Origin of the sequence: Flavobacterium sp. 316, from assembly GCF_000967805.1 — a bacterium.
Classification (GTDB): domain Bacteria; phylum Bacteroidota; class Bacteroidia; order Flavobacteriales; family Flavobacteriaceae; genus Flavobacterium; species Flavobacterium sediminilitoris.
Genome location: NZ_JYGZ01000001.1, coordinates 682,981 through 703,050, shown reverse-complemented (window position 1 = coordinate 703,050; position 20,070 = coordinate 682,981). Strand labels below are relative to the sequence as shown.

The 20,070-nt window shown below is 28.0% G+C and carries 20 protein-coding genes; all 20 read right to left on the bottom strand.

What is annotated here, in order from left to right:
• Positions 1-11: 11 nt before the first annotated feature.
• The 20 genes from hisD to SY27_RS03160 all read right to left on the bottom strand — a co-directional run bounded on the left by hisD (position 12) and on the right by SY27_RS03160 (position 19,883).
• Positions 12-1,313 carry a histidinol dehydrogenase gene (gene hisD / locus SY27_RS03255; RefSeq protein WP_045967338.1) on the bottom strand — a complete coding sequence of 434 codons (1,302 nt, stop codon included), beginning with the start codon at positions 1,311-1,313 and terminating at the stop codon, positions 12-14.
• Positions 1,314-1,335: 22 nt separating this feature from the next.
• A complete protein-coding gene (gene hisG / locus SY27_RS03250) occupies positions 1,336-2,193 on the bottom strand; it encodes an ATP phosphoribosyltransferase (protein ID WP_045967336.1) in 858 nt (285 codons plus the stop codon).
• Positions 2,194-2,462: 269 nt separating this feature from the next.
• A complete protein-coding gene (locus tag SY27_RS03245) occupies positions 2,463-3,170 on the bottom strand; it encodes a VIT family protein (RefSeq protein WP_045967472.1) in 708 nt (235 codons plus the stop codon).
• Positions 3,163-3,624 carry a hypothetical protein gene (locus SY27_RS03240; protein ID WP_045967335.1) on the bottom strand — a complete coding sequence of 154 codons (462 nt, stop codon included), beginning with the start codon at positions 3,622-3,624 and terminating at the stop codon, positions 3,163-3,165. The genes SY27_RS03245 and SY27_RS03240 overlap by 8 nt, the downstream gene beginning before the upstream one ends.
• Positions 3,625-3,628: 4 nt before the next feature.
• Positions 3,629-5,017, bottom strand: a complete 1,389-nt coding sequence (locus tag SY27_RS03235; RefSeq protein WP_045967334.1) for a HAMP domain-containing sensor histidine kinase — start codon at positions 5,015-5,017, stop codon at positions 3,629-3,631.
• On the bottom strand, positions 5,010-5,672 hold the full coding sequence (locus SY27_RS03230; RefSeq protein WP_045967333.1) for a response regulator transcription factor: 663 nt from the start codon (positions 5,670-5,672) through the stop codon (positions 5,010-5,012). The genes SY27_RS03235 and SY27_RS03230 overlap by 8 nt, the downstream gene beginning before the upstream one ends.
• 10 nt (positions 5,673-5,682) lie before the next feature.
• Positions 5,683-6,996 carry a DUF3570 domain-containing protein gene (locus SY27_RS03225; RefSeq protein ID WP_045967332.1) on the bottom strand — a complete coding sequence of 438 codons (1,314 nt, stop codon included), beginning with the start codon at positions 6,994-6,996 and terminating at the stop codon, positions 5,683-5,685.
• Positions 6,997-7,004: 8 nt separating this feature from the next.
• Entirely contained in the window at positions 7,005-7,214 is a 210-nt protein-coding gene (locus SY27_RS03220) for a DUF4266 domain-containing protein (protein ID WP_045967330.1), read from the bottom strand.
• A gap of 2 nt (positions 7,215-7,216) precedes the next feature.
• On the bottom strand, positions 7,217-8,221 hold the full coding sequence (locus SY27_RS03215) for an FAD:protein FMN transferase (RefSeq protein WP_045967327.1): 1,005 nt from the start codon (positions 8,219-8,221) through the stop codon (positions 7,217-7,219).
• A gap of 48 nt (positions 8,222-8,269) precedes the next feature.
• A complete protein-coding gene (locus SY27_RS03210; protein ID WP_045967325.1) occupies positions 8,270-8,701 on the bottom strand; it encodes a thioredoxin family protein in 432 nt (143 codons plus the stop codon).
• A gap of 681 nt (positions 8,702-9,382) precedes the next feature.
• Complete coding sequence (locus SY27_RS03205; protein ID WP_045967323.1) at positions 9,383-11,410, bottom strand: hypothetical protein; 2,028 nt, start codon at positions 11,408-11,410, stop codon at positions 9,383-9,385.
• Between the two features lie 31 nt (positions 11,411-11,441).
• Positions 11,442-12,188 carry a 3-oxoacyl-[acyl-carrier-protein] reductase gene (gene fabG / locus SY27_RS03200; protein ID WP_045967321.1) on the bottom strand — a complete coding sequence of 249 codons (747 nt, stop codon included), beginning with the start codon at positions 12,186-12,188 and terminating at the stop codon, positions 11,442-11,444.
• A gap of 211 nt (positions 12,189-12,399) precedes the next feature.
• Positions 12,400-13,272, bottom strand: coding sequence for a succinate--CoA ligase subunit alpha (gene sucD / locus SY27_RS03195; RefSeq protein ID WP_045967319.1), 873 nt, complete (start codon positions 13,270-13,272; stop codon positions 12,400-12,402).
• Between the two features lie 91 nt (positions 13,273-13,363).
• Positions 13,364-13,726, bottom strand: a complete 363-nt coding sequence (locus SY27_RS03190; RefSeq protein ID WP_045967317.1) for a hypothetical protein — start codon at positions 13,724-13,726, stop codon at positions 13,364-13,366.
• Entirely contained in the window at positions 13,716-14,657 is a 942-nt protein-coding gene (locus SY27_RS03185; RefSeq protein ID WP_045967316.1) for a UDP-3-O-(3-hydroxymyristoyl)glucosamine N-acyltransferase, read from the bottom strand. The genes SY27_RS03190 and SY27_RS03185 overlap by 11 nt, the downstream gene beginning before the upstream one ends.
• A 71-nt stretch (positions 14,658-14,728) precedes the next feature.
• Entirely contained in the window at positions 14,729-15,289 is a 561-nt protein-coding gene (gene efp, locus SY27_RS03180; RefSeq protein WP_045967314.1) for an elongation factor P, read from the bottom strand.
• Between the two features lie 29 nt (positions 15,290-15,318).
• The gene (gene lpxA / locus SY27_RS03175; RefSeq protein ID WP_045967313.1) at positions 15,319-16,107 is read right to left on the bottom strand and encodes an acyl-ACP--UDP-N-acetylglucosamine O-acyltransferase; all 789 of its coding nucleotides are present in this window, start codon (positions 16,105-16,107) and stop codon (positions 15,319-15,321) included.
• Positions 16,108-16,111: 4 nt separating this feature from the next.
• Positions 16,112-17,503 carry a bifunctional UDP-3-O-[3-hydroxymyristoyl] N-acetylglucosamine deacetylase/3-hydroxyacyl-ACP dehydratase gene (locus tag SY27_RS03170; protein WP_045967312.1) on the bottom strand — a complete coding sequence of 464 codons (1,392 nt, stop codon included), beginning with the start codon at positions 17,501-17,503 and terminating at the stop codon, positions 16,112-16,114.
• A gap of 14 nt (positions 17,504-17,517) precedes the next feature.
• Entirely contained in the window at positions 17,518-18,534 is a 1,017-nt protein-coding gene (gene lpxD, locus SY27_RS03165; protein WP_045967311.1) for a UDP-3-O-(3-hydroxymyristoyl)glucosamine N-acyltransferase, read from the bottom strand.
• A 113-nt stretch (positions 18,535-18,647) separates the two neighbouring features.
• Complete coding sequence (locus tag SY27_RS03160; protein ID WP_045967309.1) at positions 18,648-19,883, bottom strand: HD domain-containing protein; 1,236 nt, start codon at positions 19,881-19,883, stop codon at positions 18,648-18,650.
• Positions 19,884-20,070 lie beyond the last annotated feature (187 nt).

Below are 20,070 nucleotides of genomic sequence, written 5' to 3'. Positions count from 1 at the left end.
TTAATTGAAATTTAAGGTTGATATTTGTTTGTTTTTTGTTTGTTCAATCTTAGATTTACAGCCATTTTATGTGCTAGTAGTCCTTCTGCTTCTGCCATTATTTCTATACTTTTCCCTATATTACTTATCCCTTTTTCAGTAATTTTTTGAAAAGTCATTGCTTTTAAGAAACTATCCAAATTTACACCACTATAACTTTTTGAATATCCATTAGTAGGTAATGTATGATTGGTTCCTGAAGCATAATCTCCTGCACTTTCTGGTGTATAATTGCCTATAAAAATAGATCCTGCATTTTCTATACCATTTATAAAGTAATCTTCATTATTTGAGCAAATGATAAAATGTTCTGGACTATATTCATTTATTAAATCTAAGGCATTTTTATCAGAACCTAAAAAAATTAGTACAGAATTATTTATTGCAATTTCTGCAATTTCTTTTCTAGGTAATTTTTTTAATTGTTTATATATTTCTTTTTCTACTTCATTTAAAATATTTTGTGATGTTGTAACTAAAATAACTTGACTGTCTTTTCCATGTTCGGCCTGACTTAATAAATCTGATGCCACAAAACTTGGCACTGCTGAATCATCTGCAAAGACTAACAATTCACTTGGTCCGGCTGGCATATCTATAGCAACGCCAAGTTGTGTAGCATATTGTTTTGCAATAGTTACAAATTGATTTCCTGGTCCAAAAATTTTATAGACTTTGTCTACAGATTTGGTTCCAAAAGTCATTGCTGCAATGGCTTGTATGCCTCCTATTTTATATATTTTAGTAACACCACATAATTGAGCAGCAAATAAAATAGCTGGATTAATTTTTCCTTGTTTATCAGGAGGAGTGCATAAAATAATTTCTTTGCAACCTGCTATTTTTGCAGGAATTGCTAACATTAATACAGTTGAAAACAATGGTGCTGAACCACCAGGAATGTATAATCCTACTTTTTGTATAGGTCTTTTTTCTTGCCAACAAATTACTCCTTCTGTTGTTTCTATTTCGATTTTACTTGATATTTGAGCTGTATGAAATTTTTCAATATTAGATTTTGCTAACTTAATAGCTTCTTTTAAGTCTTCTGAAACTAGATTTAAACTATTTTCTATTTCTTCATTAGTTACAATATTGTTTTCTAAAACAATACCATCAAAAAGCGATGTATATTTTAGAACGGCTTGATCTCCTTTTTGTTGAACTTCTTTAAAAATTCCTTTGACAGTTGTTTCAATATCATCAAATGTTTGAGTTGGTCTTTTTAATATTGATGACCAAGTTTCAGGTTGTGGATTGTATATTTTATTCATTATTTTTAAGTTTTTAATATTTTTAAAGTACCATTTTTTCTATTGGACAAACTAGTATTCCTTCCGCCCCAGCTTCTTTTAATTGATCGATTACTTCCCAAAAAGTATCTTCTTCAATAACGGAATGAAGACTACTCCAACCTTCTTCACTTAAAGGCATAATTGTTGGACTTTTTAAAACAGGTAAAATAGAACTTACTTTTTCTATTCTATTATTTGGCACATTCATCAAAATATATTTTGATTTTCTTGATCTTAATACAGCTTGAATTCTAAATTGTAGTTTATTTAATAATTGTGACGCTTCAAATGATATTTCTGGTGAAATGGCTAAAACAGCCTCACTTTTAAGAATAATTTCTACTTCTTTTAATCCATTTTTAAATAAAGTACTTCCACTTGAAACAATGTCTACAATTGCATCAGACAAACCAATGTTTGGAGCAATTTCGACAGAACCAGAGATTTGGTGTATATCTACATTTAATCCTTTATCATTAAAATAATCGATTACTGTATTTGGATATGAAGTTGCAACTCTTAATCCGTTTAAATCATTAATTGATTGATAATTAAACGATTTAGGAACTGCAACAGAAACTTTGCATTTTGAAAATCCTAATCTTTCAGCTACTTTAATGTTTTTTGCTTTTTCAACTAATAAATTATCACCTACAATAGCAACATCTACTACTCCATCTATTAAATATTGAGGAATATCAGAATTTCGTAGAAAATAAACTTCAAGAGGAAAGTTTGAAGCCGTTACTTTTAGTTGGTCATTGCCATTGTAAATAGAGATTCCTGAATCTCTTAAGAGTTGGATACTTTCTTCGTAAAGTCTACCTGATTTTTGAATTGCAATTTTTAAGATACTCATGGTTTGTTTTTAAATAATTTGAGTATATCGTACTATTGCTTTTTGAAATAAAAAACCCGTTTGATATACTCAAACGGGTTTATAATTATTTTGAATTATTACAAAATCATCATTGCCTCGCTCGAGCGTGGTTTAAATGATGATGATGATGTAATTTATTTGTAAACATTTTTGTTGTTTTATAACAGTGCAAATATAAAGACATTAATTTATTAAAAACAAGCGTTTTATAAAATTTTTATTTTAATTGGTATAATTTAAAATGAGCTTTATGCTAAATTTACACCAAATAAATATCCAACCATTGCTGTTAATCCCATTGCAATTGTTCCCCAAAAAGTGACTCTTAAAACAGCTTTAGTAATACTTGATCCACCTGTTTTTGCTGACAAAGCTCCTAAAATAATTAAGAAAAATATTGCAAAACCATAGAGATAATATTCCATACCTTTTAAAGGGAGAAAAAGTGTTACTAAGAAGGGTAAAATACCTCCTAAAGTGAAAGCTGCACCAGAAGCTAATGCTGCTTGTAATGGATTTGCCTGATTGATTTCATTAATACCTAATTCATCCCTAACATGAGTCCCTAATGCATCATACTCTGTTAATTCTTTAGCTACAAGTAATGCTGTTTCTTTTTTTAATCCTCTATTTTGATAAATTTCTGCAAGTCTTTGTAATTCTTCTTCAGGCATTTCTTTTAACTCTAATTTTTCTCTTTCAATATCTGCTTTTTCAACGTCTGTTTGAGAACAAACAGATACATATTCACCTGCGGACATTGACAAAGCTCCAGCTACTAAACCTGCTAAGGTTGCTAAAATAATAGACTCTCTTGTTGTACTAGCTGCTGCGATACCTATTGCTATGCTTGAAGTTGATAAAATACCATCATTGGCTCCTAAAACAGCAGCTCTAAGCCAATTACTTCTATGAATGTAATGATTATCTAGGTAATCGTCTTTAGATTTATTCATTGTTATCATTAGTATTATTTTCACGAATTTCGGTATGACGAATTTCTCCTCCAGAAGTTCCAACAGATTTTGACAAAAAAGCTGCAATTATTGATAGAACAAGTACTATATATGTAATATAAATTGTTTTTGGATGTTTTCTTTTATTTAAAACTAAACCTACAATTGAGAATAATCCTAATCCATAAAGTACTTTCATAAATCCTTCAGCTAGTTCTTCGTGTTCATGGATAATTTTATGTGAAATACCTAATTCTTCTACAATATCTTCAGCTCCTTCACCTGTCATCATTGTTGCTTTTCCCATTATCATACAAATAATAAAAATGACATAAGCAGTATTAATCAGTATAGTTTGTTTTTTAATAATTCCATAAGTTAAAATTCCAATTCCAAAAAATAATCCAATTATAGGAAAATGATTGAATAACATGTGTAAATGTGCTTGATTCATATTTTTATTTTATAAATGTTAATATAATTGATGTTCCAATATTTTTTTTACTGCTAATTGTAATTTTAATATTTAATAAATCGCATAATCTTTTTACAATTGAAAGACCAATACCAGTTCCTTTTATTTCAGGATGTGATGTTGCATTAGCTCTATAGAATGAGTTATAAATTTTATCTAAATCTGTTTCATCTATTCCTATTCCAGAATCATTAATAACACAATTTATAGTGTTGTTTTCTTTTAATAAAAGAATCTCCAAATTAGACTTTTTTGGTGAATATTTGATTGCATTTGAGATTAAATTACTAAAAATAATATCTAATGAATAACTATCTGATTTTATATAGAAATTTTCTTTAAATTTTGTCTTAATTGAGATATCTTTTTCTTTGATATCGTCTGAAAATCGTGATAAAATATCTAAAACCAGCGCATTAAGGTAGATTTTTTCTACTTTTAAATTTTGTTTTTGATTTTCAAATCGGGCTAAAAGTAATAATTGATCTACCATGTGATTTAATCGATCAACTTCTGAAATGCAAAAATTAATTTTTGATTCATATTCACTTTGATTTCTAGGTTTTCGAATTAAAACTTCCATGGTTCCTTTTATAACAGCTAAAGGTGTTCTCAATTCATGAGATGCATCTGAAGTAAATTGTTTTTCTCGTTCAACTGCATTTTCAATTCGATCTAATAGGTTATTAATGTCTTCAGAAAGTATGTATAATTCATCTTTATTTTGAGGTAATGGTATTCTTGTTTTTAAATTATCTTTTGTTATTTCTTTTGAAGTTTTAATGATTGCGCTTACTGGTTTTATACTTTTTCCTGCAAAAAATCGTGCAATTAAGAACAGAACTATAAGAATTATAGGAAATGAAATGAGTAAAATATCTTTAAGAATTTCAACAATTTCAAAGTCTTCTAAAGACATTGCAATAACAATATATCCTACTTTTTCATTTTTGTTTAATATTTCTTTTTGTGTTTGTCTTAAAGGAACTCCATTTAAAGAAGAGTTTATAAATTGGTCATTAAATGATTCGTTTAAAAGTTTAAGGTTTGAATTATTGAGATTTGGTGATTTATCAATCACTTGTTTATTATTATCATAGAATTCAACAAAAACGGGATTAACTTTAATAGAGTTATGTTCGCGAGCTCTCCATTGATCAACTTGTATTAAGTAAGTATTATTAATATCTATTTTAACGTCATCTAAATGTTTATAGAGTTCGTCCTTAATTTCATCATTTATATGTTGGTTTACACTATATCTTACTATAGAATAAATAAACAGAAAAACAATTGCAATTAAAAAAGAGCCACTTACTAAATAATTAAAGGCTATTCTATTTTTAAAAGAAAAAGGAAAAATATTATTCATTTGCTATATATCCAACACCTCTAATTGTTTTTATAAGTTCTTGATCTTTAGTAAGGTTTAGTTTTTTACGAATAGCATTCATAAAAACATCTATAACTCCAGTATCATATTCAAAATGGATGTTCCAAACATCTTCTATAATTTTATTTCTAGCACAAACAGTTCCTTTATTTTTAATTAAATATTCTAATAATTCAAATTCTCTTTGGGTTAAATACACTTCTGTATTATCAACAAAAACCTGAAATTTATTCTTATTTAATGTAATATTTCCGAGAGTAAGATTTTTAAGTTCTTTTTTATCTCTAAAATGAATTTTAATTCTTTCTAATAGTTCTTCAAAACTAAATGGTTTTTTAATATAATCATTAGCTCCTGATTTTAAACCTTCTATTGTTTCTTGAACTGTATCTTTTGCTGTTAAAAAAATAATTGGTACTGTTGAATTTTCAATACGTATTGCTTTGCAAACATCAATTCCGTTCATCATTGGCAACATCCAATCTAAAAGAATTAGATCAACTGGTAAAGAAAGTGCTTTTTCAAGTCCCTCTTTCCCATTCATTGCGTAAGAAACAGTATAATCTTCTTCTTCTAAACCTTGCTTTAGAAAATTAACAATTCCTTTTTCGTCTTCAATGATTAAAATATGCATATAAAAGTTATTATTGAACAAATTTTATCCCAAAAGAAATAATATTAGCATCTAAACCATCACTTCTTTTATAATAATTATATCTCAAATCGATATTTTTAATTCCAAATTTCCAAATTTTAGCGCTTGTAAAAATGTCTGTATAGTTTACTCCAAATCCATATTGATTAGCATCAAAAGTAGATAAATCATAATCAGAAGTATAATATTTTTCTGTTGATAAATGTGCTTCATAAGGTGCAAAATATTTAGATTGATTTTGTGTGTAATAGCGATACATTGGAAACACTGTAAATCTATCTGACAATTTAACTGGTAATTCTATAGATGCGGTATGTGATTTTATATCCCAATTGTCTGTATAATAACGATAATATGTTCGGATAACCAAACGCTCATTAATATAATAATTTAATCTTGTTCCTATTGGTAGTTTAAAACGAGTATCTGGTAAGCGTTCAATGTCATCGGCTAATTGAAATTCATTTATAAAAGAATCGGCAATATCTGAAAAATAAATTCTTTGATATGGTGTTGATAATAATCCTTGCTGCTGTAATACATCCAAAAATAATGAAAATTGGAGTTTTCTGGTTAATATTTGAGAGAAACTTAGTGAAACTGCATAAGAATTTCTGTTTTTCTTTTCATGAAATGAGAATTTTTCTGGATTATAAATAGTGTTCCCTGTAATAGTAAAATTATTAAAAATCCCGCCATTTAAATTATTTCCGTTTGATACAAAATCTTGTAGTTCTTTTGGATAAATTGGACTCCATGTATCTAAATAAACATTTGCAGATAGATTTACTTCTGTATTTTTATCATTAAAAAGTTTAGTTAATCCACCTCCAAAACCTATTGATGAATAATCATATTCAATAGAACCTGAAATATGTCCATTCCAAATAGTATTCCTATCATCTGAGCTATGGCTATAATTAAGAACCAATGTAGTTAGAGCGTCTTGCGCAGATGCTCCTGAGGAAGCTTGCCATGGACTAGGTGTATTACTATCAAAAGGGTTAATATTTCCTGAAGATGCTGATGAATAAGCAGAGATTCCTACATCGACAGTTAAGACATCATCATCATTTAATGGAATAGCTACTACAATTGTAGGAGTAATATCTGTTAAATCTTCCATACCTTTTCCTCCAGAAACAGCCGAATGTATTCCATCTTGCTTATAATAGCTAGCTAAGAAATCAACTTCAATACTTTCTAATACTCGTTTTTTATAAGTTATTTCAGTAGAGTCTTTTTCTTGCGAAAAAGAAAATAAGCTGATTAAGCACAAAAATAATACAATTTTATTTTTCATATGTGTTATTAATTACATCCACAACCTCCACCTGTTTTTCCTCCATTGGCTCCAGCCGCAGCTTCACGATATACTTGAAAGTTAGTTTCAAATCTTTCGGTTATTTTTGCTGACAGTTTCATATCTGGGTCATTGATATATTGTTTATCATATTCTTTGACTGTGTTACATGAATAACTAGATATTCCAAAAATTATAATGATTATTATCTTTTTCATTTTTATTGTTGTTTTAAATCAATGTTTTTTGAATAATGTATGTTTCCTTGATCATCTATAATGATACATTCAATTCCATTAATTTGATTAATTAGGTTTAAGCCTACTTCTACTCCTAGAACAAAAACTCCCGTTGCAATTGCATCAGCTATTTCAGTTTGCTTTGCAAAAACGGATACACTTATAATTCCTGAAGCTGGATAACCTGTTCTTGGATCTATAATATGCGAGTATCTTTTCTTATTAAAGGTAACATATTTTTCATAATTTCCAGAGGTCTCTACTGCGCTATCAATGAGAGGAAAAGTAGCAAAAACTTTATTTTTGTTTAAAGGATTCACAATAGCTACAGTCCATGGTTTTCCATCTAATTGATGCCCCCAAGTATTAATGTCTCCAGAAACATTTACAATTCCAGATGTACATCCTTTTTCTTGTAGTAAAAATTTAATTTTATCAGCGATATAACCTTGACCTATTCCACCAAGTCCTAATTTCATGCCTTTATCTTTCAAAAAGATAGTTTTATGGTTATTATCTAAAATGATTTTATGATATCCTACACGTTCAACTGATTTCTTTATTTCGTCACTTATAGGCATTTCTTTCATTGTTCCATCAAATTTCCAAATTTTATCCATTGAGGCATAACTTATGTCAAAGGCACCGTTTGTTAGTTTAGAAACTTTTACTGCTCTTTCAACTAAATCATAGACTTCATTGTCAACTTTAATAGGTTGTATTCCTGCATTTTGATTTACTCTTGATATTTGAGATGATGGAATCCAATCTGAAATTAAATTTTCAATTCTTTTAACTTCGTTAATAGCTAAATCACAGTATTGATTTCCTTCAACGGAGTCCATTGCAACTACAATAATTTCAAAAGGACTTCCTAATAGAGAAGCTTTCTTTTTATGCACTATTTGTCCACTCAAGTAGTTAGAAATGAGAATTAAGAATAAAAAAATAGTTTTACTTTTAAGGTTGCCTCGTATTGTATCCATATTTTGTGTAAAGCATTAAAAATGATAAAAAGAAATCAATACTATAATTTATTTTAAGGATTCAATTATTTTAATATATTCATTTGGACTTACATTTTTATATCCTACCTTTCCTAAAACTTTCCCTTTTGAGTTTAATAAAATTACTAGTGGGAAACTTCCTTCGTTATTATACTTTTGAGCTAATTCTCTATTATGATTCATTTGTTCCTCAGATAATTTATTTGCTGTTTTTCTTGGGAAATTTACCTTTACTAAAATCCATTTTTCAGAAGATTCTTTTTTAAATTCTTCAGATTGCCATATTTGCTTATCTAGTTTTATACAAGGAGCACACCAGTCTGATCCTGAAAATACCATTACAATATCTTTACCTTCAGTTTCAGCAATTTTTTTTGCTTCTTCAAAATTATACTTCCAATCTTGAGAAAAACTAAAACTTGAAATAAGCATGATTAAAATTAATACTATCTTTTTCATATACTATAATTTATTTACACAAATTAAACTCTTTTTTTAAGACTTTGTTGCTTTGAAAAACATAAATTAAGCGAAACTTAAGAATGTATTAAGTGACTCTTAAGATAGTTATAAAAATACAATAATAAATTTGAATCTATATTTAAATTACTATGTATAAATATCTTACACCATTTAAAAATCTTCTTATACTTTATTTAATAATTAATTTTATCTTGAGGATTTTTCTATGGTTGTACTTATTATTTTTATCAAATTTTAAATTCAATAACTATTTGTTTTAATAATGATTCAAAATACGGTTAGTTAATTTTTCTTTTGGAATAAATTAGGTGTGCGTTATAATTTTATTGCAGTAGATTATTCAATTTATACTAATACTGTAATTGGAAATATAATGGAATCTTATCGAGTTGTTTCATTAGTATTGGTTTAATTACTTTTATTGCAACTTGTCAGGATTTAGGTTATATAAAGAATGATGTTTTAACTATTATTTCTCCTGTAAAACAATCTAAACAATTTAGCTTAAAACAACTTGAGAATTCTAAAGTTTCTTCAAATTATAATATATATTATGAAGAGAAATTAATGAAATCTAGCAATAATAATTTAATTAAAGAATGTACTTCTTTTTATCAAACTGCAACTTATTCATTAAAAAACAAACTGTATCAAGAATTATAACAATCCGTTATATTTTCTCGTAAACCATTCTATTGAAAGTAAAGCTACAATAAAAATTAATAACCATTTCCAATCAATTAATGGTGTTTTTTTAATTATTTCTTTTTCAATAGGTAGATACTTATCAGTATCTTTTAATGATTTAATTAGCGTATCTAATTGATTTGGGTAATAGACTTTTCCTGCTGTATTTATAGCCAATTGTTCTAGTCTTGTTTTATCAGGGTTTACAAATTGTTTTTCAAAATCAAATTCTAATATTTCGAAACTACCTGAAAAAGAGCTATTTGATTCTTTTTCTTTAACAGTGAAATTATAAGTTCCTTTTTCTAAATTATCAAATGCTACTTTGTAATCTAAGTTTGATTTTAAAAAATTATATGATTTTGTAGCTTTCGTTTCTTTATTAGTAAGTTGTATTGTTAATTGAGCATTTTCATCTAATTCATAATTTTTATTGAAATATTGAGCTGTTATTTCTATTAATTCACCTGAATTATAAAAACTTTCATAGTCAACAACCAAGGATTTTTTGGATGAATTTGAGTTTAAATATTGAATTAATTTATCTATAAATAAATCAAAATCATTAAAAGATTTTTTCTTCAGATATGTTTCCATTCTCCATTTCCAAATATTTTCACCAAACAAATATGCTTTTCTTTGTTTTCCGTTTTCAACAAAGGCTAATAATGGGTTTCCTGTTTCAATATTTCGAATAGTTGCATCTAAAAAAGTTGTAATTGTTGTTTTTGGAGTAATCGTTCCAAAACTATTTTCTAGTGGTGAAAAAGAGCTAAAACCAATATTATCTTGTGAAAAAAGATTAAATCCAGAATTGTATTTGGCAAAATAGTTTTCTTTTTTCCTTAACATTTTATAAGTAAAATCAGATTGATTTTGGTTTAAAAAATTAAAATCTGTATTTGTTCCTGTTATAATAAATGTACTTAATTGAACGGATTTATTTTGCTCAATAATTCCTTTAAAAGTAGAATTGGGTTGGTATAAAATCAAGATATTATAATCTAGTAAACTTTTAATTTCGTTAGGTTTAAGTATGTTTACCTTACGTTGTTCATTAACTTCTATACTTCTTTTTAAAGTTCCTAAATCAGGATGATTATTATCTGATATAATAGCGATTTCAGTTCTTTGATCAATGATTTCTACAGCAAAATTTTTACTGTTATTAATTTTGTTTTTTTCTTGTATTGATGAAGTTATTGATGCTTTATATTTTTGAACTCCAATACTTGAAGCATCTAATAATACTTGAATTGATTTTGCTTTTTCTTTAGCTGAAAAGGAAACATTTTGTTTATGTATAATTTGGTTTCCATTTTGAATTGAAAAAGTTGTTGTTAAGGATTCATTTCCATTATATTGTAGAAATACTTCTACAGGAAATTTATTTTTTAAAAATGCATACTTATTTACATTGATTTGATTGATTTTTAAGTCAAAAACAGAAGTTGTATCTCCTAAAACAACAGGGAAAACAGATGAATTATCTTGAAAACTATATACATAATCATTCCCTTTTGTTTGATTTCCATCGGTGAATAAAATTACTGGATAATTTGTGTTTCTGTAAAGTTGTTTTAGATTTTTAGCCACATTATCAATGTAAGTTTGCTTTCCTAAAAAATCTAATTTTTCTAAGTTTTTAAATTCTTCATCAAAAGAATATAATTGAATATCATATTTTTGATTTAAGGCTTTATCTTCACTTATCTTAGTATAAAAATCAGTTTTAAGATTAGAATCATTCAATTCTTTTATTGATTCAGAATTATCAATAACAATGGGTAATGGTGTTTTTTTAATTTCAAACGATTTTCTAGTTATAATTGGATTTATCAATAGTAAAAGAACTCCAAATAAGGCTAAAAAACGTAAAAAAGCTAGAAATAAACTCAATTTTGATTTATTTCTAGCTTTATAATAATATTGGAAATAAGACAAACCAGCAGCTATAAATACTGATAAAATAAGAAGTAAAATAGTGCTTGTGGTCATATAATGTTTCTATTATTGTAGAGTCTAACTTTTATGTTAACATTCCTCCATCTACATTAATAACTTGCCCTGTTACGTAAGCACTCATATCTGATGCTAAAAATACACATACATTTGCAACATCTTCAGGCGAACCACCTCTTTTTAATGGAATTGATTCTCTCCAACCTTTAACAACATCTTCGTTTAATTTAGCTGTCATTTCTGTTTCAATAAATCCAGGAGCAATTGCATTACAACGAATATTACGAGAGCCTAATTCTAGAGCAATAGATTTAGTAAAACCAATCATACCTGCTTTTGAAGCAGCATAGTTTGCTTGACCTGCATTTCCTTTTACTCCTACAACACTACTCATATTTATGATAGAACCTGCTCTATTTTTTAACATTGTTTTTTGAACAGCTTTTGTCATATTAAAAACAGATTTTAAGTTGATTTCAACTACTTTATCGAAATCTTCTTCGCTCATTCTCATTAACAGGTTATCTTTTGTGATACCTGCATTATTAATCAAAATATCGATTGTTCCAAAATCTGTTAGAACATCTTCAACTAATTTTTGTGATTCATCAAAATTTGCAGCATTTGATTGATACCCTTTTGCTTTAACACCTAAAGAGGTTAATTCATTTTCTAGTTCTTGCGCTGATGAAGCTGAAGAACTATATGTAAAAGCTACATTTGCACCATTCTTAGCAAAAATTTCTGCTATTCCTTTACCAATACCACGACTAGCACCAGTAATTATAACTACTTTTCCTTCTAATAGTCTCATTTTAGTTTGTTATTAATGAAAGCCAAATATATTAATAATTTAAAGTTTATAAAACAGAATAATGAAATAGTTAACACTTAATCTTTTTATGTTATGATAATGATATATTTAATTTGCTTTTTAGTTCTTAAAACATATAAGGGATAAAATTAGACATAAAAAAAACCTGTTTATAAACAGGTTTTTTTTATATTTAAAATCAGTTTTATAATTATCCTAAAACTTCTTTCACTTTTTTACCAATTTCAGCAGGGGAATCTACAACGTGAATTCCATTTTCTCTCATGATACGTTTTTTAGCTTCCGCAGTATCATCAGCACCACCTACAATTGCACCAGCATGTCCCATTGTTCTTCCTTTAGGCGCTGTTTCTCCAGCGATAAAACCAACAACTGGCTTACGGTTACCATCAGCTTTTACCCAACGAGCAGCATCTGCTTCTAATTGTCCACCGATTTCACCAATCATGATGATACATTCTGTTTCTGGATCATTCATTAATAATTCAACTGCTTCTTTTGTAGTTGTTCCAATAATTGGATCTCCACCAATTCCGATGGCTGTAGTAATACCTAAACCTTGTTTTACAACTTGGTCAGCTGCTTCATAAGTTAATGTTCCTGATTTAGAAACAATTCCAACTTTTCCTTTTTTGAATACAAAACCTGGCATAATTCCAACTTTTGCTTCTTCTGGTGTAATAACTCCTGGACAGTTTGGTCCTACTAAACGACAATCTCTTGATTTGATATAATCATAAGCTTTAATCATATCTGCAACAGGAATTCCTTCTGTAATACAAATAATTACTTTTATTCCTGCATCAGCAGCTTCCATAATTGCATCTGCAGCAAATGCAGGTGGTACAAAAATAATTGAAGTATTTGCTTCTGCTTTAACTACAGCTTCTTCTACTGTATTAAAAACAGGTCTGTCTAAATGAGTCGTTCCTCCTTTACCTGGTGTAACACCTCCAACAACATTTGTACCGTATTCAATCATTTGAGAAGCATGAAAAGTTCCTTCGCTTCCTGTAAATCCTTGAACTATTATTTTTGAATCTTTATTTACTAAAACACTCATGATATGATTATTATATTATTTTTTAAATTGTGTTGCAAAAGTAAGTTTTTTGTAAAAAAAACAGGAACTTTTTTGATTTTATTTTTCAACTTTATACAGGTTGACTTATTTGAGAGCCTTTAAAAAGTTTATTCTCTTTAAATTCCCAAATAACAAAGAACTTAGCGATTAACATTATTTCGTCAGGATTTTCAATAGTTGATACTTTATGGTCGTATTTTATGGCTATTTGATTTCCTTCTTCAACTTGATGAGTTATTTCTATAATTGATTTTTTATAATTTGCCTTTAACTCATTTGCTAGCGTAATAATATCATCCTTTTTAAAAATTAAAATACCATCAGAACTAATCCATTCTAATACAACTTCATCATTAAGTAGTTGCTTTAGAATTTTAGCATCTCTAATACCGTCTTGAAGGTATAATATATTTATAAGTTCTTTATTTTTCATTACCTTTTAATTTATCTAAAATTTGAGGTATCTTTTTTATATTAGCTAATTGCTTCAGTTTTTCACGTGACTCTTCAATAGGTGTTCCAAAATAGGTTTTCCCTCCATCAATTGATTTAGTAACTCCAGTTTGTCCCATTACAACAGCTTTAGATCCAATAGTTATTCCACTAGTTGTTCCTACTTGTCCCCATAATGTAACTTCGTCTTCAATAATTACACAACCTGCAATACCTGTTTGAGCTGCAATTAAGCATTTTTTACCAATAATTGTATCATGTCCGACATGTACTTGATTATCAATTTTTGTACCTTCTCCTATGGTTGTATCACCTGTTACTCCTTTATCAATTGTACATAATGCTCCAATTCCTACATTATCTTCCACTACTACTCTTCCAGATGATAATAATTGATCAAATCCTTCAGGACGCTTTTTATAATAAAAAGCATCAGCACCTAATATAGTTCCTGCACTAATTATAACATTGTTTCCTATAATTGTATTGTCATAAATAGATACATTTGAATGTATAATACAATCGTTACCTATTTGAACGTTATTTCCAATAAAACAATTCGGTTGAATTATAGTATTTTTTCCAATTATAGCAGAATCAGATATTGAAGTATTTGTATGTTTAAAAGGTCTAAAATGCCTTGTTAATTTATTAAAATCGCGAAAAGGGTCATCTGATATTAATAATGCTTTTCCTTTTGGACATTCAACTTCTTTATTTATCAAAATAATAGTTGCAGCCGATTCTAATGCTTTATCATAATATTTAGGGTGATCTACAAATACAATATCTCCAGATTCAACTACGTGAATTTCATTCATCCCTAGAACAGAAAAATTTTCATCACCAACAAACTTAGCATCTATTAATGTCGCAATTTCTTTTAGGTTATATTCCCTGTTAAACTTCATAAAGAGTGATTAGTGATTAGTAAAAAGTGATTAACTGTATACAAATTAATCACTTTTACTATTATATTTTTTTATACACGTTCCATGTATTTACCTGAAGCAGTATCAATTTTAATTTTGTCTCCTTCATTTATAAATAATGGTACATTTACAGAAGCTCCTGTTTCAACTGTAGCAGGTTTAGTAGCATTTGTTGCTGTATTTCCTTTAACACCTGGCTCAGTATATGTAACTTCTAAAATAACTGAAGCAGCCATATCTACTGATAATGGTAAATCAGTTTCTGTATTGATTTGAATCATTACGTTTTCACCTTCTTTTAATAAATCTGGAGCGTCTAATACATCTCTATTTAAAGTAATTTGTTCAAAACTTTCAGTATTCATAAAATGAAAATCCTGACCTTCAGCATATAAATATTGAAAAGTATGTGTTTCTACACGAACAATATCAATTTTATGTCCAGCAGAAAAGGTATTATCTAATACTTTACCGTTTGTTAATGATTTCAACTTTGTTCTCACAAAAGCAGGTCCTTTTCCTGGTTTAACATGTAAAAATTCAATAATTTTATAAATGTCGTGATTGTGTTTGATACAAAGTCCGTTTCTGATATCTGATGTACTTGCCATTTTATTTTTTTATGTTTATTTTTTTAATTTTAAATTGTGCTACCAGTATAACCCTTCATTACTCCTCGAGATGAGTTTCTGATAAATTGAATAATATCATCTCTTTCTGGTGTTGCTTCCATTTCTGCTTCAATAATACTTAAAGCTTGTGTTGTATTAAAATTCTTTTGATATAAAATTCTATAAATATCTTGAATTTCTCTAATTTTTTCAGTTGAAAACCCTCTTCTTCTTAATCCTACAGAATTAATACCTACATAAGATAACGGTTCTTTTGCTGCTTTTGTGAATGGTGGTACATCTTTTCTTACTAAAGAACCTCCAGAAACCATTGCATGTTCACCTACTGATATAAATTGATGAATAGCAGCTAATCCACCTATAATTGCATAATTACCAACAGTTACGTGTCCTGCTAATGCTACACCATTTACAATAATTGCGTTATTTCCTATTTGACAATCATGAGCAATATGTGCTGTTGCCATAATTAAACAATTATCTCCTATTTTTGTTTGACCAGATGCAATTGTACCTCTATTAATAGTAACACATTCTCTAATAGTTGTATTATCACCAATAATAGCTAGTGAATCTTCTCCTCCAAATTTTAAATCTTGTGGTACAGCAGAAATTACAGCTCCAGGAAAAATATTACAGTTTTTACCAATTCTTGCACCTTCCATGATAGTTACATTTGATCCTATCCATGTTCCTTCTCCAATTACTACATTATTATGAATAGTTGTAAATGGATCTATAACTACATTTCTTGCAATTTTTGCTCCAGGATGAACGTATGCTAGTGGTTGATTCATAATCTTATTGTTGTTTTTTAACTATTTGTGCCATTAATTCTGCTTCTGCAACCAATTTTCCGTTTGCATAAGCATTTGCTTGCATGTGACAAATTCCCCTTCTTATAGAAGTAATTAAATCACATTTAAAAATTAAAGTATCTCCAGGTAATACTTTTTGTTTAAATTTAACATTATCAATTTTCATGAAATATGTTAAATAATTCTCTGGATCTGGAACTGTACTTAAAACTAAAATTCCTCCTGTTTGAGCCATAGCTTCAACTATTAAAACACCTGGCATCACTGGTGCATCTGGAAAGTGTCCTACAAAGAATGGCTCATTCATTGTAACATTTTTTAAACCAACTACTCCATTATCTGTCAATTCTAAAATTTTATCAATTAATAAAAATGGTGGTCTATGTGGCAACATTTTCATTATTTGATGAATATCCATCAAAGGTTCTTTGTTTAAATCATAAACTGGAACTTGATTTCTTTCTTCGATTTTAATAATTTTAGATAATTTTTTCGCAAATTGAGTATTTACAAAATGACCTGGTTTATTAGCAATAACCTTTCCTTGTATTCTTGTACCAATTAATGCTAAATCACCTATTACATCTAAAAGTTTATGCCTTGCAGCTTCATTAGGATGATGTAATGTTAGATTGTCTAAAATTCCATTTTGTTTTACAGATATTGATTCTTTATTAAAAGCTTTTTTTAGATTTTCCATTGTTTCTGTAGAGATGTCTTTATCTACATACACAATTGCATTATTTAAATCTCCTCCTTTTATTAAACCATTATTTAATAACATTTCTAATTCATGTAGAAAACTAAATGTTCTACTATTAGAAATTTCAGATTTGAATTCACTAATATTTTTAATACTAGCGTTTTGAGTTCCTAATACTTTTGTTCCAAAGTCTACCATAGCAGTAACGCTGTAGTTATCACTTGGAATAATTGTAATCTCACTACCTGTAACTTCATCTGTATAAGAAATAACATCTTTTATAACAAATACTTTACGTTCGGCATCTTGCTCAACTATACCTGCTTTTTCAATTGCTTCTACAAAGTATTTAGATGAACCATCCATAATTGGTGGTTCAGATGCATTTAATTCAATGATTACATTGTCTACATCACATCCTACAAAAGCAGCTAATACATGCTCAGATGTTTGAATTTTAACACCTCTTTTTTCTAGGTTTGTTCCTCTTTGTGTATTCACTACATAATTGGCATCTGCTTCAATAATAGGTTGACCTTCTAGATCAACTCTTACAAAAGTATAGCCGTTATTAATAGGTGCTGGTTTAAATGTCATTGTTACTTCTTGACCAGTGTGAAGACCTACTCCAGTTAATGAAATTTCGCTAGCGATGGTTTTTTGTTTAACCATGATTATTGTAAAATTTAGTTATTCTTTTTTATTTTTTCTAAATCAGAGACTATTTTTGGAAGATTTCTAAAATGCACGTATGATTTAGAGAAATCAGCATAATTAAAAGCAGGACTTCCTTGAACTACTTCTCCATCTTGTAAACTTTTTCCTATTCCAGATTGGGCTTGAATTTTAACATTATCTCCTATAGTAATATGACCTACAATTCCCACTTGACCGCCAATCATACAATTTTTACCAATTTTAGTTGACCCAGCAACACCTGTTTGAGAGGCAATTACTGTATTTTCTCCAATTTCAACATTGTGTGCAATTTGAATCTGATTATCTAATTTTACTCCTTTTCTAATAATTGTTGATCCTAAAGTGGCTCTGTCAATCGTAGTACAAGCCCCAATCTCAACATTATCTTCAATAATAACATTACCTATTTGTGGTACTTTTTGATAAGTTCCATCTTCTTGTGGAGCAAAACCAAATCCATCAGAACCAACTATTGATCCTGAATGCACTGTACAATTGTTTCCAATAATTGTTTCCGAATAAATACGAACTCCTGCAAAAAATACACAATCATCACCTATTACGACATTATCACCTATAAAGCTATTGGGGTAAATTTTTGCGTTTTTTCCAATAGAAACATTTTTCCCAATATAACAAAAACTTCCAAGATATAATCCTTCTCCATACGTCACATTATCTGAAATCATTGAAGGTTGTTCAATTCCTGATTTCATTAATTTAACTTGGTTATAATATTCTAATAATTTTGAAAATGACTTATAAGCATCTTCTACCTTAATTAATGTTGTATTTATTTCTTGTTCTGGTTGAAACGTTTTATTAACAATAGTAATCGTAGCCTTTGTTGTATATATATGGCTTATATATTTTGGATTTGCTAAAAAAGTTAAAGAACCTTCTGTTCCTTCTTCTATTTTGGCTAATTTATAAACTTCTGCATTAGTATTACCAACAACCTCTCCTTCTAAAATACCTGCTATTTGTTCTGCTGTAAATTTCATTCACTTTATTTAAAATTATCCTTTTTTAGAGGGAAAAATACTTTCTATTTTTTCCTAAAAAATAGAGCTGACTCTAATTCATTCTGACAAAAATATAAAATTTAATTAAATACTTATACTTCTAAAACTACTTTTGGAAAACATATAAAATATTTTGTCACTGGTTTCGATAATGCTTTTAAATTTAATTGGTCAGATGCTTGAACAACATCTTCAATAGTTTTATCCTTTTTCAATATTCTAATAGGCTCACTTTCTTTACTATATGCCTGATTTTTGACTTTTCCTTTAAATACAAAATAGTCAATTTCTTTTTCTGTTAATGGATGCGATTTTAATAAAATATTCTTATAAGAATTTAAAATTTCTTTATTCGGTTTTTCATCTAGCATCCTAATTTTTAATAAATCACGATTAATAATCATTTTACATAAAGTTGATAAAACATAATCGTCATGAAATTGCCAAGCTTTTATAGCACTTAGTACATCGTAATCATCTAATTGAGAAAATGTGTTTAAAATAGCTTTATTAAAATCAGTTAAAGATACTTTATTATTCATAAAATACTGTAAAGGTTTACTAGCTTCTAAAGGAATACTTTTTTGAGCTAATTCTTTTGCTCTTTTCAATATTTTAGTCAGAGTAAGTTCTGCTACAACGCTAGTTTTGTGCAAATAAGCTTGCCAATACATCAATCTACGAGCTACTAAAAATTTCTCAACAGAATAAATTCCTTTTTCTTCAATAACTAATATATCATCTTGAACATTCATCATCTGAATTAAACGTTCACTATTAATATTTCCTTCTGCAACACCACTATAAAAACTATCTCTACGTAAATAATCCATTCTATCCATATCTAATTGGCTAGAAATTAATTGTAACATAAACTTTCTATGATACTCTCCTTTAAAGACTTGTATAGCTAAAGATAATTTTCCTTCAAACTCATTATTTAATTGTTCCATAAATAATAAGGATAACTCTTCATGATGAACATCTTCAACAATACTATGTTCCATTGCATGACTAAATGGTCCATGTCCAATATCATGTAAAAGAATAGCAATATATAAAGCGTTTTCTTCTTCTTCAGAAATTTTTATGGCTTTAAATTTTAATGTTTGAATGGCTTTTTGCATAATATGTAAACAGCCTAATGCATGATGAAAGCGTGTATGATGTGCTCCTGGATAAACTAAATACGACATTCCCATTTGAGAAATTCGCCTTAACCTTTGAAAATAAGGATGCTGTATTAAATCATATATTAAGGTATTCGGGATGGTTATAAAACCATATATAGGATCATTAAAAATTTTTAATTTGTTGGTTTCAATCACAAGTTTAAATTTTAGGATAACAAATGTAGGAATTAAATATTACATAGTAAGTCATAGTTCTTTTAATATGAAACAATTAGTTAAGTTAGTCATTAACCTTGTAATTACAAATAAGATAAAAAAACAAAACTTTATACTATTTTTAATACATTCTCGTTGAAGATATATTAACTTGCATAGAAATAGA